15 protein-coding genes are annotated in these 23,826 nt (G+C 53.7%); 5 read left to right on the top strand and 10 right to left on the bottom strand.

Features of this window, described 5'->3' with window-relative positions:
- Window positions 1-51 precede the first annotated feature (51 nt).
- From HG66A1_RS25150 to HG66A1_RS25130, 5 genes are all read right to left on the bottom strand, one after another.
- Window positions 52-4,326, bottom strand: a complete 4,275-nt coding sequence (locus tag HG66A1_RS25150) for a M56 family metallopeptidase (RefSeq protein ID WP_145190695.1) — start codon at window positions 4,324-4,326, stop codon at window positions 52-54.
- Between the two features lie 56 nt (window positions 4,327-4,382).
- The gene (locus HG66A1_RS25145; protein WP_145190692.1) at window positions 4,383-4,739 is read right to left on the bottom strand and encodes a BlaI/MecI/CopY family transcriptional regulator; all 357 of its coding nucleotides are present in this window, start codon (window positions 4,737-4,739) and stop codon (window positions 4,383-4,385) included.
- 143 nt (window positions 4,740-4,882) lie between these two features.
- A complete protein-coding gene (locus HG66A1_RS25140; RefSeq protein WP_145190689.1) occupies window positions 4,883-5,692 on the bottom strand; it encodes a glycerophosphodiester phosphodiesterase in 810 nt (269 codons plus the stop codon).
- An 88-nt stretch (window positions 5,693-5,780) separates the two neighbouring features.
- Entirely contained in the window at window positions 5,781-7,256 is a 1,476-nt protein-coding gene (locus HG66A1_RS25135) for a DUF1501 domain-containing protein (RefSeq protein ID WP_145190686.1), read from the bottom strand.
- Window positions 7,257-7,262: 6 nt separating this feature from the next.
- Complete coding sequence (locus HG66A1_RS25130) at window positions 7,263-10,034, bottom strand: PSD1 and planctomycete cytochrome C domain-containing protein (RefSeq protein WP_145190683.1); 2,772 nt, start codon at window positions 10,032-10,034, stop codon at window positions 7,263-7,265.
- 357 nt (window positions 10,035-10,391) lie between these two features.
- On the opposite strand from HG66A1_RS25130, the gene HG66A1_RS25125 reads away from it, so the two are divergent.
- The 3 genes from HG66A1_RS25125 (at window position 10,392) to HG66A1_RS25115 (ending at window position 14,309) form a co-directional block, all read left to right on the top strand.
- Window positions 10,392-11,549 (top strand): hypothetical protein, encoded by a 1,158-nt coding sequence (locus HG66A1_RS25125; RefSeq protein ID WP_145190680.1) that lies wholly within the window; start codon window positions 10,392-10,394, stop codon window positions 11,547-11,549.
- A 106-nt stretch (window positions 11,550-11,655) separates the two neighbouring features.
- A complete protein-coding gene (locus tag HG66A1_RS25120) occupies window positions 11,656-12,846 on the top strand; it encodes a hypothetical protein (RefSeq protein ID WP_145190677.1) in 1,191 nt (396 codons plus the stop codon).
- A gap of 29 nt (window positions 12,847-12,875) precedes the next feature.
- A complete protein-coding gene (locus HG66A1_RS25115) occupies window positions 12,876-14,309 on the top strand; it encodes a sulfatase (protein WP_145190674.1) in 1,434 nt (477 codons plus the stop codon).
- Between the two features lie 8 nt (window positions 14,310-14,317).
- Here HG66A1_RS25115 and HG66A1_RS25110 read toward each other — a convergent pair whose 3' ends face one another.
- The 3 genes from HG66A1_RS25110 to HG66A1_RS25100 form a co-directional block, all read right to left on the bottom strand.
- Window positions 14,318-15,727: a DUF1501 domain-containing protein gene (locus tag HG66A1_RS25110; protein ID WP_145190671.1), complete on the bottom strand. Its 1,410-nt coding sequence runs from the start codon at window positions 15,725-15,727 to the stop codon at window positions 14,318-14,320.
- Window positions 15,728-16,013: 286 nt separating this feature from the next.
- Window positions 16,014-16,970 carry an amidohydrolase family protein gene (locus HG66A1_RS25105; protein ID WP_145190668.1) on the bottom strand — a complete coding sequence of 319 codons (957 nt, stop codon included), beginning with the start codon at window positions 16,968-16,970 and terminating at the stop codon, window positions 16,014-16,016.
- Window positions 16,971-17,067: 97 nt separating this feature from the next.
- Window positions 17,068-18,543, bottom strand: a complete 1,476-nt coding sequence (locus HG66A1_RS25100; protein WP_145190665.1) for a sulfatase — start codon at window positions 18,541-18,543, stop codon at window positions 17,068-17,070.
- Between the two features lie 291 nt (window positions 18,544-18,834).
- On the opposite strand from HG66A1_RS25100, the gene HG66A1_RS25095 reads away from it, so the two are divergent.
- A complete protein-coding gene (locus HG66A1_RS25095; protein ID WP_145190662.1) occupies window positions 18,835-21,381 on the top strand; it encodes a hypothetical protein in 2,547 nt (848 codons plus the stop codon).
- A gap of 15 nt (window positions 21,382-21,396) precedes the next feature.
- Here HG66A1_RS25095 and mntR read toward each other — a convergent pair whose 3' ends face one another.
- Window positions 21,397-21,816, bottom strand: coding sequence for a manganese-binding transcriptional regulator MntR (mntR, locus tag HG66A1_RS25090; RefSeq protein WP_145043531.1), 420 nt, complete (start codon window positions 21,814-21,816; stop codon window positions 21,397-21,399).
- 190 nt (window positions 21,817-22,006) lie between these two features.
- Here mntR and HG66A1_RS25085 point away from each other — a divergent pair, with 190 nt between their 5' ends.
- Entirely contained in the window at window positions 22,007-22,570 is a 564-nt protein-coding gene (locus HG66A1_RS25085) for a hypothetical protein (RefSeq protein WP_145190659.1), read from the top strand.
- A gap of 12 nt (window positions 22,571-22,582) precedes the next feature.
- On the opposite strand, the gene HG66A1_RS25080 is transcribed toward HG66A1_RS25085, so the two are convergent.
- Entirely contained in the window at window positions 22,583-23,698 is a 1,116-nt protein-coding gene (locus HG66A1_RS25080) for an alpha/beta hydrolase family protein (protein WP_145190657.1), read from the bottom strand.
- Between the last annotated feature and the right edge of the window lie 128 nt (window positions 23,699-23,826).

Raw genomic sequence — 23,826 nt, 5'->3', positions numbered from 1 at the left:
ATACTTTACGTGTCAACTATATTGTTCGGGAATTAATATTGGTCCTGTGTATCAATCCGCGGACTTTCCCTGCAGTTCCATCCGCCAGATCAGGCGTTGCTGTTTCTGAGTGGTTGCGCGGTTGAACAGATCCAGTTCTGTTTTCCCTGTGCGGGAGATGGGGACACCTGCGACCGATGGTACGTCGGCGACAGGGACACGGGGAACCGTCAATGACTCTTTCGCCGAATCATCAATCCACAGATTTGCTGCTGACTCGCTCTGCTCTTTCTCATCGTCAGCTAACTGCAGTTGCAGATGATGCTGACCGGCAGGAAGTTCCCGGGTGAAATACTCTGTCTCGACCGGCTTCTCCCCGGATTCATCCACAGAGAACAACCTCACTCTGGCAGTCTGACCTTTCGGAATAACGCAGTTCCAGGCATGCCAGTTTTTTAAGTCGCGACGACCACCGGCCACAACCAGTTCGCCGGGTTTCACCTCAAGCGGTTTGAACTGATGCGAGTTCTGGAGATCAACCTTGTAGAGAGGTTTATCGTCCACACTTTCCTGAACTGGCGCGATGAACTGATCGCGAACACCATCCCAGATCAGCATCCGGGGAGCCAGAGTCCCATTGGGCAACACGCCGCAGACAAGATGTTCCATATCTCTGCCATTAAATTTCAAATCGAGATAACCAAATTCGGCCAGTGGTTTTGAGGGGCCCGGTTTGGCATTCCAGGCGGTCGCATTCGCATAGCCATAAAAGGTGAGTGCCGGTTTGTCTTCCTTACCGAGCTGGTACCAGCGCTGGATATATTCAAAGGGACCGTGCGGTTCAAACGCAGAGGTCGAGATAAAATAATCGTCGGCCCCACCCAGGTTAGAGAGCATCAGGTTATTGTAACTGCCGCTGGAAGATGCCCAGCCACCCAGCATTCGGATCAGCGTACCTTCCGGATTAAAAATAAACGCTGCCTTGGGAGGAAATCGCTGTTTCGGTTTCACGTCCCAACTGGCACCACGGGGACGGACTTCACAGAGTACAACCACACGCTCACCCTGGTCAGTGGGAAGCGTCGTAATGGCGACCCGTTCCGATCTTCTGGTACTGTCAGTTCCTACCAGGTTCCACTTGCTCGTAAATTTTAGCGGTGTGGCAGCTTCGAAGTCGTTCAAAGAGAGTAACTGCTTCAACACGATCAGAGACGCTTGTTTCTGCAACTTTTGAATCAATACTTGCGGGGAGTTGCTCAACAGTTCTGAAGACTGCAGGTAGTCGACCGCGACATCATAGAACGCATATTTTTCTTTTGGTTTTTCATCTGAGTTGGTCAGCACCACCACCCGCCCGTCGGCTTCGCGGGGAATAATCAGGCGTTTGCGTTGCACATACGCGTCCTGCCCTTTCTGTTCGATGCGTCCCTGTATCGTAATCCGCAAACGGGAAACCGCTTCTCCGTTCACTTCCAGGGGAACACGTAACTGGACGTTGCCGTCCTTGTCCGATTCCCCTGTCGCCAGCGGTCCAAACCGCTGTGAAGCCCAGAGTTGCCAGTCGTCGGGGGCATTTTCAAATGCAATCTCACTGACGGTAATTTTGATGTCGGATACCGGCTCCGCCTGACGATTGACAACCATTATTTTTCGAGGCGAACTGGGAACATACTTCTCCATGGTAATCGTTCGTCGCAGCGTCTGACCACCTGCGAGATCAATCAGCGCATAGCGCGCAGGATCGTCGAGGGAAGAGGTTGGATAGACGGGCATCTGATAACCGTCCGCAGTAACCTTGTACGATTCCCGATCGTCGGCGGGTAGATTCCGGACCCGGGCGATTCCCTCCGCATCGGTTTTGACGCGCAGAAAGGTCTCTTGTGCCCACTCTAAGCGCTGCTTGCGTGCCTCCTTATCAGGAGCGATGATTTGGTTTGCCATCGACCAGACTTCCGTGGCAGGAATAAACAGCTTCCCTCCAAAAAACAGCCCGTTGGGATTGAATTTGACTTCGGCGCCTTCGATTGGCTGGCCGATGGGGTCGACCACTTTGACATTCAGGGACGTAGTTGGCGTGCAGGGAAGTTCCACCTCGGTCTTATACAGTCCCGGCGTGAGCGGAAACAGGTGCGGCCAGAAGGCATCGTGTCGTTCGAAGGCATTGTCGAGGACGGAAGCTTTCCCGGCGTCATGCAGCTTCAGGTAATTTTTCAATTCCTCGGGCGTTGGTCGCGTCGACTGATAACCATCAACCAGGGCGAAGAGCTGTACGTGCCCCCCGGTCGGCAGAGAATCGAATTCAAACGTCCCATCTTCTTTGACGGGCGCAGTCTGCTGCCAGGTCCAGCCGCCACCGATCTTATGGTCCTGCCCTTCATTAATGTAGAGCTCCACACAACCGTATTTAATCGGCCGGGGAACTGAGTCGTCCAGGCGACCCTCCAGCCGGATACCTGGTTCGAGAATCGCCACAATCGTACCGTCCTCTTCCACGCGTTCCGGATTAGTGACATCGATCAGGTGACTGAAGAGCACCGGCCGGTCTTCGTTGCTGGCCACAACCCGCATCCAGCGGCGGTCCAGTTTGACAACCGGAGAAGTAAAGTAACCGAGCCGCCGAGCGTCCTGTTTGAACTCGCGTCCGATCACACGATTGTTTTCCAGTACGGGATAGGCCTCGGGCAGCAGTTGGCCTTGAGTATCGACCGCTTTCACGCGAATGATGCGTCCCGGCTGCAGAACCAACTTTGGGTTGCCGTTGAGAGAATATTGCGTGCCCGCTTTGGCATAGCCTTCAGCCTCGGCAGAGATCTGTGCCCGGGCGGCTCCCTCGGGAACCTGAATTGTGACCTCGCCCTTCTGATTCGTGACGGGAGGATTGATCGTGATTTTCCCCAGCATGTCCCCTTCATTATCTTCCCACCAGCCAACACGAACTTTGGCACCGGCAATGGGCCGATCTTGTTCGTCGACAACTTTCACGATTTTCGGCGATGTCTGCTTCAGATTAATGTCGGGTTTCCCCGGTTTTCGAACCTTCCGGGCAGCCGGTTTCTTTTTCTCTGCCTGGGGTTTATCTGTTTTCTCTTTCGTTTCTGCCTGCTTTGCTTTCTGAGGGGCATCCGGTTTTTGCGCAAGCACCTGCGGACTGAAGTGAACCGTCGCCACGACGACCGCAGAAAGGAACGCGAGCATTCCAAAACCATACCGCCAGGCAAGCGGAAGTCGATCGACGTCAGCCGGGCGTTCGAGCCACTTGAGCCGCCGCAGCATTTGTGAACGGTCCGCCATCGCCAGCGCAGCCAGACGGGATTCCGCTCCCTGTCTCCGCAGAGCCCAGTGTGCCAGCAGACGCCGATATTCACTGAGACTGCTGATGGCATCAGCGGCCTGCGCGTCTGATAAATGCTCACAGGCCAGACGATGCCGGTGCGGCAATCTCCAGGCCAGTGGATGAAACCAGTAAACCGCCTGGGTCAGATGGGTGACCAGATTCCAGAACACATCGCGTCCGGCCACATGCGCGAGTTCATGCATCAGGATGGCCGACTGTTCCTCTGCCGACAGTGCTTCAAACCATATGCGGGGGAGATAGATTACCGGCCGAAAGACGCCCGCAGTACAGGGGCTTTCGATCTCAGTCGAGTACCGCACCCGAGGTGTGCCTATTATACTGAGGCGGTCTGCCAGGGACTGACACTGTTGTTGTATGTGATCGGGGACCAGCTCAGAATGTTTGCGCAGAACGGTTGCCCGGCGTACCTGCCAGCTGAGTCTGATTAAGAGAACCATCATGCCTGCTAGCCAGACAAGGGCGAGCCAGGTGCTTTTTGACAGGGAAGACTTGTCTGATGCTGGTTGCTGGTGAACTGCGGTAGTAGATGGGATCGGGGGAGTTTTAGAAATCACTTCTTTTGGTTCCACATTGCCGGAGGGCGTCGTGCTCGAGGATATCGCGATCTCGGGTTCCTGTTTCAGGGGCAGCGGATTGCTGTGCTCCGTCGCAGGTGATTCTTGCGGTACGAGGAGAGTCGTTTGTGTTTCTTTTGTCAGGGTTTTCGAAACGGATTCGGTCTGGGCAGTGAGAGCGGGAGGCTTCATATCGGGGGCACTCTCGACAACGGCTTCTGTTCTCTCTGTTTCCACGGGGGGTAAGATCGCCAGCCCCAGAGGTGGTATGAAATAACAGACCAGCGGAAACAGCAGGCAGGCGACAGACAGAAAGCGGGTCCAGAATACCGGCCAGCGCGGATTGACTGCGGAAAGCGAGTACAGAATCAGCCACCCGACTGCCAGCAGCAGAGTCAGGCGGAGCAGTGTGTTTAGCAGTAGCTCAGATATATCCATCGCAGATCCTTTCAGAGTGGGAATCTGTGGTCTGTTTCAGTGTAGCAGATTGTCGCTTACTTTTCGCCGCGGGCAATTTTCTTGAGCTGTTTGAGTTCTTCGGGATTCAGACGCTCCTTTTCAGCCAGCTCCATCAACAGCTGTCCGGTCGAGCCACCGGTAAAGACTTCCGCCAGCCGACGTACCATCTGTCGCAGGTGCGTTTCCCGCTTGAGCTTGGGGGCATACAGATACGCCCGGCCTTCGCGCTGACGCGTGAGCATCCCTCGCTCGACCATGCTCACCAGCACGCTGCGCAAGGTGCCGTTATCGATTTCCCAGCCGAAGGACTCCTGGATTTCACCCGGCTTTTGCGGCGCTTTGTTCCACAACAGGCGCAGAACCTCCAGCTCATTCTGATTGGGCTGCTCCATTTAACACTCTCCCATGACGGAACATCAAAAAATCAAACTGAACTGTGATTGTTTCACAGTTCAGGCGGGAGTGCAAGGAGAAACTGTGAAAAGATCACATAATGAGAAGAGAGTGCGAGGTGAATTTGTTTCAGAGGCAGGAGTTACCGATTTTTCAATTCCAGCAGCAGGCTGGGATCGTCGGTATAAATGCGTTCGACGCCCTGCTTGAGCAGTTGCTGCATCAAATCGGGATCGTTGACAGTCCAGGCGCCCGGTTCGAGGCCGGCGGCTTTAATCTGCTGGACTTTTTCTGGAGTGATCCCGCTGTGATGCAGAACCAGGGCTTCAAAGCCGCGCTGCCTGGCAATCTTGATGTCGGCTGCGATATCGGTATCCGCGCCACGATCCCAGAAGACAGGGATCTCAGGAGCCAGCTGTTTGACCTGGGTCATAAAATTCAGGTTCCCGTCATTGAAACCGACCCAGGGCTCCATCTTCAGACGCTTGACCAGTGCAACCGCCTCTTTGACACAGTCGGCCTTGGGCTGCAGCGAAACACGTGTTTTGTTCTGTTGCTTAACGAGTAACAGTACTTCTTCGAGCAACGGCATCCGCTGGGGTGGGCATTCTGTTTTGGTCAGCTGCTTTCTGCGACGGAAGTCGGTAGCGACGTCAATCGTTTTCAGTTCTGCATATGTGGAATCGGCTACTTCCCGGTTCTGATCACCCACCCGCTTCGTGGTCTTGTCATGCGTGACGACCAGCTTGCCGTCCTTCGTGAGAAAGATATCGAGTTCCAGCCAGTCCGCACCCGCTAAGATTCCACTTTCAAAGGCGGGGATGGTATTTTCCGGCCAGGCAACGGAATTGCCGCGGTGGGCGGTGACCCCGTTCTTTAAAAAGGAAGGTTCCTCAGCAGGAAGTACCGTCAGCAGATTGAGAGCGAACAGCAACGCGTAGACAAATTTCATCAGTTGAGACTCCAGAAAAAAGATCAGGACTCATGCTAGCGGGCCCCAGTGAAGATCTCAAGAAGAGCAGATGAAAACAGCGATGCGGTCAGGCGATGATATCGTGGACCACATTCGTTTCGAACTGATGCGTCAGCCGTTCGCCCAGGCCGTTACGCTGGTAGACGAGTCTTTCATGATCCATGCCCAGCAGATGCAGAATGGTCGCGTGCCAGTCCTGGATGCTGACGCGGTTCTCCACGGAAGCGTAGCCGACTTCATCAGTGCTGCCGTAAACCAGCCCCCGTTTGACTCCCCCACCCGCCATCCAGGCTGTGAAACCGTAGGGACCGTGATCGCGGCCGGCGAGTTTCATCTGGGCGTTGTTGGTGATCTGGGCCGTCGGCAGACGTCCGAACTCACCACCCCAGAGGACCAGCGTTGAATCGAGCAGTCCCCGCTGACGCAGGTCTTTGAGCAGTCCCGCGACCGGGAGGTCGGTCTGGCCACAGGCACTCTGCAAGGAGTTCGCAATTTTGGAATGGTTATCCCAGAGTTGCGTGCGGGTATAAAGCTGAACGAAGCGAACTCCTTTCTCGACCAGACGTCGGGCCAGCAGGCAGCGTCTGCCGAAACTTTCAGTCTCCTGCTGATCGATGCCATACATGGCCAGGGTTTCCTGCGTCTCCTGTGCCAGGTCGAGTGTCTCGGTCGCTTCGAGCTGCATGTTGGCAGCCATCTCGTAATTCTGTATGCGGGCTTCCAGTTCCTGCTGACCGGGGCGTTGTTTCTGATGCATGCGGTCGAGTTGTTTTAGCAGCTGTTGCTTGTTACGACTGACCTGCTCGGCGTGAGCGTAATCGGGAGCCAGGTTTAACAGCGGAGAGCCCGTCGATTTCATTCGCGTTCCCTGGTAGAGGGGCGAGAGATAACCCGACATCCAGTTATCCACGTTGTTGACAGGCAGTCGATTGGTGGGATCAGCGAGCACCACGTAAGCGGGCAGATTCTGATTTTCATTCCCCAACCCGTAGGTGACCCAGGAACCGAGCACCGGATGCCCGGGAAACGTCTGGCCGGATTGCATTTTGTAAATGGCCGGTTCGTGGTTGGGATGCACGTTGTACATCGAGCGGACAATCGTCATCTCGTCCACTTCCTGCGCAATGTGCGGCAGCGCATTGGAAACCCAGGCCCCCGACTTGCCGTGCCGCTTGAATTCAAACGGGCTCTGCATCAGTTTCCCGGTGCGGTCGGTTTCGAATACTGCGTTGCCGGTCAGTTCGCGGGGAGCGGTCTGTCCGTGATACTTCTTCAAGGCGGGCTTGGGATCGAACAAGTCAACCTGGCTGGGGCCGCCCTGCATGCAGAGATGAATGACTGATGTGGCGCGGGGAGTGAAATGCGGACGTCGTGGTTGCAGGTTCTCTGGAAGATTCTTGGCGCGATGCGTTTCTGCTCCGAAGGCCCGCTGCCCCAGCAGGGAAGACAGTGCAACGCCACACAGACCGTCTGTCATGCGATCAAAAAAGCGACGACGGGAAAGTTCAGTCAGCAGTTCATTTTGTAGCGGAGGAACGGTCATGTCTTCTCAGTCGATGTAAAGAAATTCGGCGGAGTTGAGCAACACGTGGCAGTATTCAGTAAATCCATCAGCAGGACGGGAGTCCTGTTCGGAATCTTTATCAGCAGGGGGATTCAGTAACTTCAGCGAGTCGAGGGCCAGCGCAAGTTCTGTCTCAGCAGGGGGACGCTGGTAGGCCAACTGGTAAGCCAGCTTAATCTGTTGAGCGGGATCGTCTCCCGCCTGCTTCCGTACTCGATCCGCAAAGTAGACCGCCAGTTCGTGTACCATTTTATTGTTGACCAGCAGCAGGGGCTGGGAAACGACGTTGGAAATCTTACGTTCGGTGCAGTTCGGGTTCATCTGGGGCAGGTCAAACACTTCCAGGAAGGTCGGCATTTCTTTTCGGCGGTGACGGACATAAACGCTGCGTCGCCAGCCATCTTTACTCCGCTTCGCGGTTACCAGACCATCTTTCCGGACTTCCACGGCGACCGGCTGACCATATTTCGTCTCGTCGAGTTCACCGGCAGTGAAGATCAGGGCGTCGCGTAGTTCCTCTGCTTCAAGTCGTCTGAGTGGCATACGGGAAAGCAGTTCGTTTTCCGGATCCTGTTTCTCCAGTTCCGGCGTGACTGAAGATGACTGCCGGTAGGCACGCGAGGTCATGATCAGCCGATGCAGTTTTTTGAACTGCCAGCCCTGTTGCACGAATTCGACCGCCAGCCAGTCCAGCAGTTCGGGATGGCTGGGAGGCGTGCCCAGGGCGCCAAAGTTGTCGATACTCTTCACCAGTCCGGTACCAAAATGTTTGTGCCAGATGCGATTCACAATCACCCGTGACGTTAAGGGATGGTCGGGCTGCGTCAACCAGCGGGCAAACGCCAGTCTGCGTCCGGTTTTCTCATCGGTCTGCAGGGAAGGATCAATGCGATAAGGCGAGATGCCCTCAGCAATCGCGGACGGCGGCCCCGGTTCCACAGGACGGGTCGGTTGCATCTCGTCGCCACGGCGGTAGATATAGGTCGGCGAAGGACGCCCCCGGTCCCAGAGGGCCCGAATCATTTCCGGGGTTTTGAGAGAGGATTTCAAGTCCTTAAGCTCTTTGTCGAGTTTCTTCTTTTCCGACTTGTCCAGTTTCTTGTCTTTGAGTTTCGATTCGACGTCTGCAATTTTGGCTTCGATCGGTGCATTGTGCTGATCGATGGCGGCCTGTTCTTCCTTGGGAACCAGGGTCAACAGACGACTGCGGGCCCGCTTCCACTGGTTGCTGAAAGGCTGCGGCGTCATCCAGTCGTACTCGTCGTAGGCTCCCTTAAAGATCGCCATGGAACGGTAATAGTCGCGCTGCGGAATCGGATCGTACTTATGACTGTGACAGCGGGCACAGTTCATCGTCAGGCCCAGCACACTGCGGTACAGCACGTCGAGTTCATCCGAAATGACTTCCAGACGGTCAGTCACTCGATTCACCGGGTTGGCTGAAGTCCCATCGGGCGCCATTCTTAGAAAGCCGGTCGCCACCAGCTTTTCAATCAGTTCAGGAGTGACTTCAGCAGTGTGCTGATGATCGACCAGTTCATCGCCGGCCAGCTGTTCGGTGAGAAAGACATCGTAAGGTTTGTCTTCACCAAAAGACTGGATCACATAATCCCGGTAGCGATACGCGTATTTGCGGATCAGGTCGGCACTCCGTTTTCCCTCGGAATCCGCGTAGCCCGCCAGGTCGAGCCAGAACTGACCCCACTTCTCACCATAACGGGGAGACGCGAGCAGACGATCAACCAGTTTTTCATAGGCGTCCGGACTTTCATCCGCGAGAAATGCCTGTACTTCAGCTTGTGTGGGAGGCAGTCCTGTTAAGGCATACGTTGCGCGGCGGATCAACGTCCGCTTGTCTGCTTCGGGGGCATAGGAGAGATCAGCTGCTTCCAGTTTACGAAGCAGGAAGGCATCGATCGGATTTTTCACCAGGGGCTGATGTTTGACTGCGGGCGGAGTGACCTGCTGGGGAGGCTGGAAGGACCAGAACTGACGATCCTCCGTTGTGACCAGCGGGTCCTGGTCGAGGCGAAACGGTTCACTCTTATTATCTTCATTTAGACCTTCGGCGATCCAGGTTTTCACCGTTTCCAGTTCCGCGGCGGGCATCGGTTCGATTCCGGCGCGGCTGATCTCCGCTTTAGGAGGGCAGGTCTTCTCTACAATATATTTAACCAACGGGCTCTCGTCGGGCTGACCTGTAATGACCGTAGGACCTGCGTTACCGCCGGTCAGCATGGCTGCCTTGGTTCGCAGGTCGAGTCCCCCTTCCTGATACTCCGGGCCGTGGCACATCACACATCGGCGATAGAGGATCGGAATTACATCGTGCTGCGAAATTCGGGTTTCCGCGACAGACTGGGGCACTGCTTTGAACTTGAGTCCGCCGCTGATCCACAGGCGTACGGTTTCGATTTCGGCTTTCGAAAGCGGTGTCTCCCCTTCAGGGGGCATCAGCTCTTCGTGCAGATAATCATAGAGCAGACTCTCTTCCGGCTGACCTGCGACGAGCCCTGCTCCTGATTCGCCCCCCTTAAGCAGGCCGGCGGTTGAGCTCAGATCGAATTCCGCTTTGCGGTTTTTCTGACTATGGCATTTGACGCAGTGTTTCTGAAAGATCGGCAGGACGGTGTCTTCGTAAACAACAGATTTCTGTACAGCGGGAGAGTCTGCAGCATGGCTGACGGTGGTGAAGTACAGGCAGACAATCAGACAGTTGCACAGCAGGCCGGTGATGGTACGACGGGAAACGACCATTGCTGAAGGTTTCTCGCGATTAGAGGCAGGCGTTGATCGAGGATGACAATCGGGTCTGATTGTCCGTATGACTCAAGCTGGTAGTCACTCCCGTTCTGCGCGCGTCCAGAACTCAGGAAGGAACATAATTATAACAGTTTATGTGTCGGTTCTGTCAAGCACGAACCCCGACGATTCCTGTTTCGGCTGGTTCTGCTTGACTGGGCTGCCTGAGCGGTCCGATGTGAAGAATCGCTATAAACTCTGTTTCCTGTTACAAAGTTGTTGACTCTCAATTCTCAGAAATTACGATTGAATTTCGTTGGAAGAGATGAGGAGCCCCACTATTTCGAGTGACTTTTTTCAGGAATCAGTTTGATGATCAGATCGCAAATCATGAAAGCGGGCCTCAGTGTGGTTGCACTGATGTTGCTGCTCTCAAGTGGACCGGCGCTTCAGGCCGGCGTGAGCAAAGATGCGGCGAGTAAGTATCTCAAGGATGTGCAGACCGGAAACCCCGGTTTGAAATCGGTGGGAAAAATTACATTCGGACCCGGCGGATTGCTGGTGGTGGCGGACCCTGCGAAAGCGACAATTACAGTTATTGATACTCACGATGCGGGACCTCTGCAGAAGCTGGAGCAGAAAGTACCCCAGATTGATGTCGCGGTAGCGGCCAGCCTGGGTGTCGAACCCGCTCAGATCGACATTGCCGACATGGCCGTCAATTCACAGAGTGGTAAAGTCTATCTCTCCGTCAAACGCACGACCGACAATCAACCAGCGATTCTGGTGATTGACGCGCAGGGGAAAGTCAAAAACTTCGATCTGTCGAATGTCGACTATATCCAGGTCTCACTCCCCGGCGGTGAAAAATCCAAAATTCGCAACATCACCGGCGTCGCACTGGCCAGTGATCGTCTGCTGGCAGCAGCACAGTCGAACGAAGAATTCGCCAACAAGATTTACTCGATCCCGCTGCCGCTGACGCATGACACCTCGGCTGAGATCTTCAGTGCCGAAACCTATCATGTGGCTCATCGTCGCTGGGAAACCAAGGCCCCGATCCAGTCATTCGTACCTTATTCGAATAAAGGTAAGAACTATATTGTCGGTGCGTTCGCCTGCACGCCGATTGCCAAGTTCCCCCTGGATGAACTGCAGTCCGGCAGCAAGGTCAAAGGAACCAGTGTCGTCGAACTCGGGTCGGGTAACCGTCCGCTGGACATGCTGACTTACGAAAGTAACGGCAAGGAATGGCTGCTGACGAACACGTTCCGCTTCCACTGGCAGAAGAGCATGTACGGACCCAGTAAGTGGTGGGGTGTTCGCGTCAACATGGATTACCTCGAAGCCGAGGACATCAATGAGGAAGCGGCTCGCCGCGATGTGAAACAGAAACAGGGGCCCAATGGCATTGAAATTGTCGATCAGCTCTCTGGTGCCGTGCACATCGATAAGCTGCAGAAAAAGGAAATCGTTGTGCTGCGTGACAACGACGGACACCTTGATCTGGAAATTGCTGAGCTGCCATAACCGCTCCGGTTGTTGATTTTCGGGCTCTTTCCGGTTTTGGGTAAACGGGAAAGAGCCTGTTTTAGTTTCGGTGAATCTAATTAAAACTGCTCGGAATGGTGTAGTGATGTCGTTATCAGTCCCAGCTGGAAAACTAATCTCAGTCACGCTGTTTTTGGTGACTGCTTTCAGTCTGGTCGCCCCTGCGCAGGCAACCGGTTCACCCGATGACCGTCTGTTTCATCTCAGCTTTGAAGCAGACAAACAGGACCCGCGGCAGTGTCGTGTGGTCGTGACGGCAGCAGATTCCCGACTCTGGACAACGCTCCGGGATGCCTCCGAGGAACAGTACCAGCAGGTTCTGTCACTGAAGCGGGAAAGCAAATCTTCTCAAGAGCTGCCACCCATGCTGGGACGCTATGAACTGCAAGATCAAAGGCTCATCTTTCAGCCTGCATTTCCGCTCGTGAGAGGCAGTCGCTATCAGGCAACCTTTGACGCGCGTGCGTTACAACTGGCTGGGAAAGAGGGAGAACAGCGTCTGCAGAAAACGTATGCCATTCCCCTGCCCGATGCAAAACCGCCGCAGGTGCTGTCGATCTATCCTTCGGGTAAACAGCTCCCCGCCAATCATTTGAAGTTTTATATTCAGTTTTCGGAACCGATGCAGCAGGGCGACATCTTTGATTATTTTTCTCTGTATAACAAAACGCAGCAGCAACTGGTCCCCCGACCGTTTCGACACACTGAGCTCTGGTCTCCCGATGGGAAGCAACTGACACTCTGGTTTCATCCCGGTCGCCAGAAGACGGGCGTGAATCTGAATGTCGAACTGGGGGCGATCCTCAATGCCGGTCAGGAGTATGAATTACGGATCAACCCGAAGTGGTCAGCACTGACGGGGCATGCACTGGGACAGGAAGTCAAAAAAACATTCTCAGCGGTCGCCATGGATGAACGTCAGCCGAAACCGGAGTCATGGCAACTGAATGTTCCGGCCTCCGGAACACGAGCGCCGTTGATTTGTCAACTGGGGGAATCGCTGGATTACGCCCTGCTGCACAGTCAGCTTCGCATTCAGACGACCAGTGGAAAAACGGTGCCCGGCAAGATCGAACTGGCGGATCACGAATCGGTCTGGAAGTGGACCCCGGAAAAACCCTGGGAGCCGGGGCACTATCAGCTGGTGATCGGTTCTGTGCTGGAAGATCTCGCGGGCAACAGCCTGCAGCAGCCTTTTGCCGTCGATCTCTCTCAGCAGCAGACAGGCTCGAAGACGGTAGGGGAATTCGTTACACTCGGGTTTGAAATCAAATAAGCTTTGCTCTTCAAGTCTGAGGTTCATTGATGCGTCGCGCGCTTATCTTCCTGATGCTCTGTTGTTGTTCGCTTCCCCTTTCGGCAGCAGAGACCCCGACGAACATCGTCTTTATTCTGGCCGACGATCTGGGCTGGCGTGATCTGCACTGTTATGGGGGACAGCTCGCTGATACGCCCCACCTTGACCAGTTGGCGAAACAGGGAATGAAGTTCACGAATGCGTATTCTCCGGCGCCAATCTGCTCTGCTTCGCGGGCCTCAATTCTGACCGGAAAGACACCTGCGAGGCTGCATTTTGAATTCGTGACGAAGCCGGCCGGAGTAGAACCTCCCACCCGCCTGATGCAGCCTCCCGCTTACACGCAGGACCTGCCTTTGAAAGAAGTCACACTCGGCGAGATGTTGCAGCAGGCCGATTACGAAACCGGCTTCTTCGGGAAGTGGCATGTGAATGAGCATTATCAACGTTATCTGGGCTGGAGTCCGACACACGGTCCCCGCCAGCAGGGATTTCAAAAAGCCGTCGAAACCTTCGGCAGTCATCCTTATGCCAAAAAGTTCGCCTGGAAACCGGGAGACTTTAAAAAGGACGAGTTTCCCCCTGATGCAGTCACAGAGAATGCCATCCGCTTCCTGCAACAGAAACGCAGTCAGCCGTTCTTTCTGTATCTCTCTTATTTCCATGTGCATACTCCGGTCAAAGCCCCCACTGACTGGCTGATAGAAAAGTATCGGGGCCGCGCTGCCGTTGGTCCGGGAGATCAAAAACTTCGCACGCACTATGGTGCGTTTATTGAAACCCTCGATACCTATGTGGGACAGGTGCTGGACGCGCTGGATCAACAGGGCCTGCGCGAGTCCACCCTGGTTGTGTTTACGTCTGATAACGGCGGACATCCCGAATATGCCGCCAATGGCCCCCTGCGGGGAAGTAAGTGGAACCTGTATGAAGCGGGGATCCGTGTGCCCCTATTGGTCCGCTGGCCCGGGCACGTGAAAGCGGATAGCGTGTGCGAAGTACCGGTCAGCGGGACCGATCTGTTTCCTACTTTTTGTGAAGTCGCAGGAGGAAACTGTGACTCGCTGACGCTCGATGGTCAAAGTCTGGTCCCGCTGCTGGAGGGGAAAGCAGCCGCATGGCAGACGCGACCGCTGACCTGGCATTTTCCGTATTATCATCCGGAAAAAGGGTATGAAACAGCCAAAGAGACGATCGGCGTCAATGATTTCGCGGTGAGCAAAACCCGACCTGTCTCTGCGATTCGCAGTGGAGACTGGAAGCTGCTGCAGTTTTATGAAACGGGAAAACGCGAGCTGTACGATCTAAGCAGCGATCCGGGTGAGCAGCATGATTTAAGTGCCAGCCAGCCGGAAAAGGCAGCGCAGCTCGGAACGCAACTTCAACAGATGCTGCAGAACATGCAGGCCCGTTATCCGACTGCGGCTGCTTCTCAAAAGTGAATCGCGGTTTAACTGAGTTCGGCGATCGGGGCGGAAGGACCTTCGACCAGAGGCGTGGGTCGTCCCCCCGGTTTGATCCAGTGTCCGTAAGGATCGATGCCCAGCTTGCTGAACACGGTGGCACCCAGGTCGCCTGGGCCCAGACGTCGTTCGGCGATTTCACCACCACGACGATCGGTAGCACCAATCACCTGACCGCCGGGCACACCTGCACCAGCAGCCAGCATCGACATGACGGGAGTCCAGTGACCACGTCCATCGGTTTTGGTGATGACCGGTCCCCGACCAAATTCACCCAGGACAAGGACCAGGGTTGAATCGAGCAGACCGCGTTCTTCCAGATCGCTGATGAGCGTCGTCACGCCATGATCGAACGAGGGGAGCATCGGTTTCAGACCTTTGGTGATCCCGCCCCACTTGACTTCGTCACCGTGATGGTCCCAATGTCCCCAGGCATCACTCATGGTGATAAAGGTGACACCTGCTTCAACCAGACGACGGGCCAGCAGTGATTTACGACCAAAAGAGCTGTCGCCGTATTTGTCGCGGATCTTCTGAGGTTCTTTGTTGAGGTCAAATGCGCGGGCAACATTTCCCGACAGGACCATGTCGTATGCTTCCTGTACGTAGCGGTCCTGGAGGGCCAGGTCGGACGACATGTCAGCATGTTTTCGCATCTGGTCAAACTGACGGCGGAGTGCATCACGGTCGGTGAGACGGGAAGATGTGACGCCATCCGGCATGCCGAACTTACCGGCTGCTTTGACGCCGTCCAGTGGTTCATAGCGATGTCCCAGGTGCCCTGCACCATAGATGTCGGCTGCCATGCTGTCGGCCAGTGCGACGAAACCAGGCATCCCCGCAACGTTGGGACCACGGAATTTTGCAGCTACCGAACCCATGGAAGGATAGCCGCCCCCGTCACGGTTGTCGTTGGTTCGACGTGATTTGGGATTCGCTGCCTGGAAGGTGGTGGGGGTGTGATTGCTGGCCGTGGCATCCATCGAGCGAATGATGGCGAACTTGTCCATCATCGCTGCCTGCTTGGGCAGGTGCTCGCAAATTTCAATACCGCTGACGGAAGTCTGAATCGGATTGAAGGGACCACGAATTTCTTTCGGGGCCTGCGGTTTCAAATCCCAGGTATCAAGCTGACTGGGACCACCAGACAGCCAGATCATAATCACCGACTTGGCCTGGTACTTTTGGCTGATTTGTGCCTGGGGAGCAGCCTGTGCCTTCTGACGTAACAGCTCCGGAAGTGACAAACCAGCGAGACCAGCCATGCCTGTCTGCAGGAACCAGCGACGGCTGCCACTGCGAATCAGGTCTGAACCGGGAGCGAAACTGGCAAAACTGCTGCCGCTCTGATGGTGTCTTCCGTGTGTATTTTCTGGGTTGAAGTCTGACTGGGACATCCGAATTCTCCCATCTCAAAATCGAGGATTCGATTATTAATTAGGATTAGATAAAAACTGGTGTGGTAAATAAAAAAACAGTCTTTATCTCATACCCTGTGTGGTGAGTAGCGCTGGCAGGAATATGAAGGTTCTTTAATGATCAGCATACACAAATATGATCGGAAAGAACAGCGCGAAATTCCGCATTAATCTCCAGATTCGCCCGTTATGTGTTTTTGTGTATATGTGTTTCTTGCTGTAATCACTAGATTCCGTATAAAACGAGGTGGCTGAGGGCCTGATTTCAGGAAAGTTTCAACAGCTTGATTGCATTTTCGCGGCAGATCTTGCTGCGGACTTCATCGGGCAGAACCAGTTTTTCGAACAGTTCGAACTGAGGAACATGCTGTCCGGGAGCGAGGTAATCGGTGCCGAACATGATCCGGTCCTGACGACGAATCAGGAATTCCGTTCCGAATTCCATATCACGGGAAATTGAGTTGGCTCCCGAACCCGCGGAGAGATCTCCGTAGATGTTAGGGTAACGGCTCATCAGATCATCAATCGCACCACCAGGTTCAACTTTCGATTTCGGGTAGCCCCCCAGTGATTTCTGATCGAGCCCGCCGGAAATCGATGCCCACCAGCCGGGACCATGGCCGATGAAGTTCAGTTCGGGAAATGTCTTCAGTGCGTTCTCAAGTCGCTTGAGACCGGGAACATCTTTGCCGCGAATGTTATCGATATGGAACAGCAGCGGAATGCCGACTTCCTGGCAGGCTTCATAAACGCGCATCATCAGAGGATCATCAAAATTCAGACCGACTTTGTGTTCCCCGAAGCCTTTGGCTCCCTGATCGACCCAGCCCTGGATCATACCGGTGAGTGCTTTGACCGAGCCGGCGTGTGTCGTACGAGGGTCGACCGAGCAGAAAGGAATCAGACGATCGGGATGATCTTTAGCAGCCGCCAGCACCGATTCAGTTGTTTGCAGATACTTCGTTGATTCAGGTGAAGTCAACGGCAGCACGACGGCTTTCTCGACTTCGAATTCATCCATCCAACTGATTAAGGCTTCAGGTGACAGATTCTTCTTCGGGTCTGTGTAGGTGCCGATGTGCGTGTGGACGTCAATAAACCCGGTGCCCGCTTCGATACTGGGAGCTGCCGCCTGAGCACGGCTGGTCGGCCATTGACCGGCTGCACAACCGAGGCCAGCGAGGAGCAGTGATTTCGAAAAGGCACGTCGGGAAATATTCATCGCTCATTCCTTTGGGGGGATTTTTGAAGGAAGGTTCACAAATTGCTTTCTTCCATTCAAAACAACCCCCGCAGGAATTACAAGAGCGGTTCTGAAATTATTTGGGGACGCGACGTCGGTTTTCGAACTTGATCTGAGTGACCCCTTTGGGATGCACGTTGGCCTGTTCAATGCGTGCGTGCAGCTGCTTTGCCAGCTTCGCACGCACTTCTGCCGTCGCTGGATCGCTGGCCAGATTCTTCATTTCTGCAGCATCTGACTGATGATCATAAAGCTCGACACCCTGCTTTCCCTTTTCTCCCCATTCGGTATAACGATAACGAGGAGTCCGCAGACTGTAACCGTTGGCGTATTGAGTGAATGCCGAATCGCGCGATGCCACGGAGGCGTCTTTCAGGGTGGGAACCTGACTCACTCCCGCTGCAGAGGCGGGGGCTTTCAAACCCGTCAGTTCTGCCAGTGTGGGGTAGAAGTCGACCATCTCAGCAGGTGCTTCTGCTGTCTGACCCTGGGCAAGTACACCCGGACCGGCGATGATCAGCGGCACATGCGTCGCATTTTCAAACAGGGTTGTTTTCTGCCAGTGTCCGTGCTCACCCATGTGATAACCATGATCGGAAGTGAAAACGACAATCGTGTTCTCTTCCAGCCCGCTCGCTTTCAGTGCTTCCAGAATTTTACCGAGTTGTGCGTCAGCAAAGGTGATGGAGGCGTAGTACGCCTGAATCGCCTGTCGGGCCAGATCATCAGGCAGGTCGATCTGAACTTTCTTCCGTCTCACTGACTGCCGGGCCGGCTTGGGAATCGTGTCGAGATAGCCTTCGGGAACCTGTGGGACCTTGATCTGCTTAGTGGGATACTTTTCGAAGTAGTCCTTGGGAGCGACATAAGGTGTGTGTGGACGGTAGAGGCCGACCGCCATGAAGAACGGCTGCTTGCTTTTGGCAAACTTCTGCAGCTGTTCGATGGCGATATCCGCGGCAATGCCGTCTGTCTGTTCTGCGTCAGTTCCCTCCGCGGCGAGCCAGCTGAGTGTGCCTCCAAAACTACCGGGGGTCAGAGTGAAAATCAGATCCTCATCATCCACATCGCGTCCACGGGGATTAAAGGTCTGATTCCAGGAATATGGGTCGTCGTGTCCGCCGGTCCCGATATGTTTGGGAACGTTGTAATGATAGATCTTCCCCACCCGAGTGGCGAAGTAGCCATTGTCGCGAAACATCTGCGGAATGGTTTTCACATTGGGAACGTGTTCGCGGATGTAGATCGCGTTGCGATGGACGAGAGTCTGATCGGGATACATGCCGGTCATGAAGGAGGCCCGACTGGGACCACACAGCGGAAACTGGCAGTAGGCATTCTGAAAGCGCACACCCCGTTTTGCCAGCTGATCGATATTCGGAGACTGGACCTGCGGATGACCGTAGCAGCCCAGATCGCAGTTGAGGTCGTCGCAGATCAGGAACAGAACGTTGGGTCTGCTCTCTTCAGCTGAGACGGCTGATAGAGAATTGAAAAACAGCGCGCTGCAAGCGAAGGCAAACAGCAGAGATCGACCGAGGCTGTGGATCATGAATGTACTCCCAGGGGTATCAGAGTTAAAAACCAGCGAATGTGTACACACTCTTATCCTAACAGAGTGGAGGTCCTGTTTCAGTAGGGAATACCAGGTTCCATTTGAAGTTTTTGAGGCTCGGACTGACTTGTGAAGTTCGGGTAAAACCCGATTTTTTGTTACAGAGATTTATTTCTGTGAATCCCTGTTAATTCTTATTTGTTTACTGCTAAACAGTATTGATTGTCTCTGAACTGGAGTTTAGCCTTACGAGAGCTCATTCTGATACTCTTAAAGGTCGTTTTATTGATGTCTGAGACTACTGTGATTGAATGCCCTAATTGTGGGGCTACGTTTAAAGCCAAATCCAAAGCAGCCCTGGGGAAAAAAGTTGCCTGCCCGAAGTGCCAGGTTCCTTTTGTCATATCCGCCCCGTCATCTTCCTCAAAGTCAAAGAAGCCGCAGCAGGCGGCTGCGAAACAGGATGCCTGGGACGACCTCTGGGATGAAGAGGATGATCTGGAAGCCAGCCGGCCACCCCGTGAAAAAGCAAACCGCCCTCGAGGACGATCCGCGAAACGGAATCCGTCTTCAGGAGACTCTCTGAAGTGGATCGGCCTGGCAGCCATCGTGGTGATTGTCGGGGGAGGCATCGGGTTGATTGCCCTCAACTCGGGAGGCTCCGGTGGCTCCTCAGAAAATCTCGCTGCGAAACTGGCAACGACCGGAGCTGCCAACCAGTCCTCAGATAAAGAGGAAGTGTCGGAGACGGTAACGCCCGAACCGACTGAGGCCAAGTCAGATGAACTGGGAACGACAGAGAATGCGAAACCGCAAATGACCGTTGCCAGCTCAACTACTTCGACTTCTGCCATCCCAGAGGCGGATCAGTCCGTGACTGTCGATCCTTCTCTCACTCCCGCGCAGGCGGCTGCGACGCATCTTTTGGTTTTTGAAATTATCAAGCTCGACTCTACGATCACCAACTCGATCAAGAACTCACGTCAGAATAAGGCGCGTATGCTGGATATGCTTTCAAGAAGCACTGCCCAGGTCGTCGACACTCAACTGAAAAAGTCAGATGTGCTGACCTTTATCCCGAGATCGACTCAGGTTGATCTCTCCCGGAATCTACTCAGTCTGCAGGCAGACCCGCGAGCCGCCAGGCAGATCGCCGACAGCATCAATAAAAATGCGTCGATCAAAGTGCAAGTCGCGGAGACTGCCAAAGTGGTGGCACTCGAGCTTCCCGAGGAAGAGGCAGATGAGGAAGGAGTGGATTATGAAGTTAAATATGTGATTGAGGAAATCGACGAATCGATCTCGAAACAGATCGCTGCCAATCCGGTAGCAGGGGAAAGTGTCTTATCTCAGTTGCTGAATCATCAACTGTCTCAGAAGTATTCCGACTACATTGCTGATAGTGTGAAACTTGATCTTGAGTATCATGTCATGACCATGCGTATGACGAGATGTCCGTCTGTTGCATTATATATGGAGATCAACAGAATTCCCTCGATTCCAGTCAAACTGAATCTGATGATCAATAACGTTCGCCAATTGAGAACGCCTGAAAAGATTCAGCCAACACAGCTGACCTATAAGATCAAGAAGTATAAAAAACCTGACAGTTTACAATATCTCCGGAGAGATAATTATGACATGTTCAGAGACAAGATCATCAGCGGACTGTATATTGCCTTGGCAGATGACATTTTCGGTTATGTACCGGGCTCTCTGAGGGTAGATCTGGTTAATGAAACGGTTACCTTTCAGTTTGATCATGAACCGGAAGCAAATCTGGCGCGGCGATTAAATCAGAATTTTTTTAATGATCTCATCCTTTCGGATCAACCCATCAAAACCGGTCCCCCTGAGCCGCCATTCCGCACGCCGGGAAGGCCGATGCGACTCGTCGTACTGCGGGTTATCGAGGCGGATGGCGTGGGAACCGTTTATTTCAGTGACCTTCATCCAGATCAGGTGAAGGCGAAGCTGGCTCAGGATTACGATGATTTGAACCGATATTTTGCCGGTGATATTCCGGGATATATCGCTGATTCTGCTGAAGGCAATCCGCAAGAGATGCTGATTGCGATCCAACTCGACCAGATTCCGCCACCCGATCTCGCAAAAATGATTAATGCGATCACGCTGTTTGATTATAAAGTTGCCGATGAATTCGTCGCCGTACATGAAGTGCAGTACGATCCGGAATCATCCGAGAAGACCATGTTCTTCAATTTTATCAATCACAATGAGAAAGCAGCTCAATTCAGACCAGAACGGGTACGTGCCAAAGTAGAAACGGAACTGGCTGATTTACCCCGATACATCCCCGGCTCGCTCCAGATGGATTTTGACAAGGGAACTCTCAGTGTCAGAATGCGAATCGGATTAGATGACAGATGGGAGAAGAATAACGTAATCCATAGTCTAACTAGATTGAATCTGCAATTGAGTTACCTCAATTCCCTGCCTCCGCAAGGGAAAAATCAGGCTCATCCGAAAGGCATCGGTGTTGTTGCGGGTTCAGCTGCAGACAAGGGTCAGGGTTCTTCCATGTTGCAACCTGCCGGCCAGCTGGCGAAAGGGAAACACCTGAAAGTGACGATTCAATACGGACTGTATGCAGGTAAAACGAATATCGTCCGCAGTGCCCGGTCTGCCCTGGATGGATTTACCTGGATTGATCTCAAAACATTTCAGGTTGATGAAGCGAAAAAAGAGATTACCTTCGAGACCACCGGGGAGATGAATGTTCCCGCGCTCGATCGCTTGTTGAAACGCCAGAAGTTTTACCAGTGTGTTATCAACAGCGAGGCATTACCCGAACCCGAGGGCTCAGAGAAATAACTTAAAACGGGAAGCTCAACCCTGAGTACCGGCGATGTATTTTTCCATCAGTGCCAGGGTCTCCGGGCTGACGTGGTGCTCGATCCCTTCGGTGTCGGTGGCTGCTGTCTCTTCACTGACGCCGAGTGCGACCAGGAAGCTGAAGACGATTTCGTGGCGATGTCGCGAGTCTTTCGCGAGCTTCGTCCCCTTACTCGTCAGTTCGACGGGGCTGTAAGGTTCCGTCGTGACATAGCCATCCCGCTGCAGGCGGCTCACGGTACGGTTCACAGTGACGTGACTGACGGCAAAGTGTTCGGCCAGATCTTTGACCCGGCAGACACCCTGCTCTTCAATGACTTCCGCGATGGCCTCCACATAGTCTTCTGCTTTTTCCGTGGCATGATCCACACGGGTGCGCTCGTGTTGATTCTTCGGTTTCTTTTTTGCGGCCATCCTGTTTTGCCTTTAGGGTCGATAATGAATGATGGTTTCGTATCTTACTCAGAATCTGACTGATATGACAGTTAGATCAGATGAAAACAGGCCAGACTCTTTGCTAAACTGATATGCGATCTGATTCGATAACGGCTGTTTTTTTCGTCTTCCGAATACTTGCTTTCTTCCGAGAGGCTGTGCCTTCCCTATGATCGAACAGTTACGCACTCAACTTAAAACACTGGCACTCCTTGATGCGATCATCGAGCCGGAGTGGGCGTTTCGTTATTTCTCATTTGATTCTCACTGGTCGGATGAAGAAGAGGTCGGCTCGCTTCGCGATGGCTCTGGTGGTCAATGGTTTCTGTGGATCAAAGGAGATCTGGCGGGATACAAATGTCTGAGCCCCGATGATGGATGTATGCCGGATCTGGAAGTTGTCCTGCGTGAAACTCCTGAAGCATATCAGGGTTTTATTCGCGAACCTGCCTTCAGCATGGATCAGGCAACATGTATCTGGTTCATTCAGAATTCAGACTGCGTCAGGTATGGCTTACCTGTGCAATTTCTGATCGATCTGGAAACGGTCTCGCAATGGAAGGCCGGGGATTATCTCGAGTGGGCCCGCAATTACTATGAACGTGACTTCGACCTCGGGGTGATCGAGAAAATCTTTCGGGGAGAGTTCAGTACCGAATTGGCACAGACTCTCAATCCGCAAATCAATTTGAAGGACCTGCAGGCCGATCTACTGGAGATTGGCATCACTTAAAGCCATGCCTCCTTACAGATGTTTTTCCACAAACGCCCAGGCCGAGGCGTCGTTAAATTCATGTCCCCCTTCGAAAATGACATGCTCGAAACGATCCTGCAGGTTGAGCTGCTCATAATAAGCTTTGGCCCGGGGCGCCAGTTGCTTACCTTTCTCGCGATGCGAGGGCCGATCGGTTGCACCTGCCTGAATCTGTAATGCACGGGGACAGATCAGCGCGACCAGGTCGGCATCATTGAAGAGTGTCATGCGGTCCATAAAGCGAAAGTCGGGAGGGACCGAAAGTTCTTCTTCCTCATAACGGCCCTCCTGAACTCCAAAGTAACAGCTGGAGACCGCCACCTTAATTCGTGGATCGACGGCAGGAGTCACCAGAGCGTAATAGCCGCCGTAGGACAAACCAACCATGCCAATCCGGCTGGCGTCAACCTCGGGACGTTTAATGAGTTCATCAATGGCATAGGTGATCTTGGCAATCTCGACTGCGGTGATACTGGTGCCGATGAGCCGCATGCGGTCGTCAATCTGGCGGCGGATATCCTTGGGAAATTCGTCGGCACGGAACAGATGCTGTGGGGCATAGACAATATAGCCTCGTTTCACCGCACCACGGACCATGTCATTATAGTTTGCACCACCATTAAATAACGCAACTTCAGGCGATCCACCACCGCCGTGCATGGAGATAATCAGCGGGGCTTTCTCTTTCAGGGATTTAGGGAGAATGAAGATCCCCTCGGAATGCACACCCGGCAAAATCGGTAACATGGCCCGGTAGTAGATACCGATACTGTCCTCGCCGATCTGTTGGTAGGAAGCTTTTAGATCGGGGCGCTTACCCGGTGGTGGATACCCGATACTCTGACAGAATGCACTGCGGTAAGCCTGAGCCGACTTGGCGAACGCGTCCGCCGATGAATAGTCAGGCTGAAACAGTTTCTTGAATCGACTCTGGTCGGCAGCCATCTTCTGAATATAGGCATCCAGTTCCCGTGCCTGTTCGTTACGGAGCGGATTCGAGTCAGCCACATTCTGATTGAAGTATTCAGACTTTTTTGAATCGGTTTGTCCACAGGCCAGGGTGGGCAGCAGACTAAAGACCAGAGCCAGGGCGGAAACAGCTTTCATGTCATACGGTCCTTTCAGGGCAGGTAATGCAGGCGTGGTGCGTTGGTGGATGCTGAGTATGATTCTAACTCAAGGAAGATAGCGAGTCTATCAGACGCTGATAACACGAGCCTGCAATCATTGATCAG

Origin of the sequence: Gimesia chilikensis, from assembly GCF_007744075.1 — a bacterium.
GTDB lineage: Bacteria > Planctomycetota > Planctomycetia > Planctomycetales > Planctomycetaceae > Gimesia > Gimesia chilikensis_A.
Note: the sequence above shows the minus strand (reverse complement) of the source record. Positions and strands in the feature narration are given on the sequence as shown.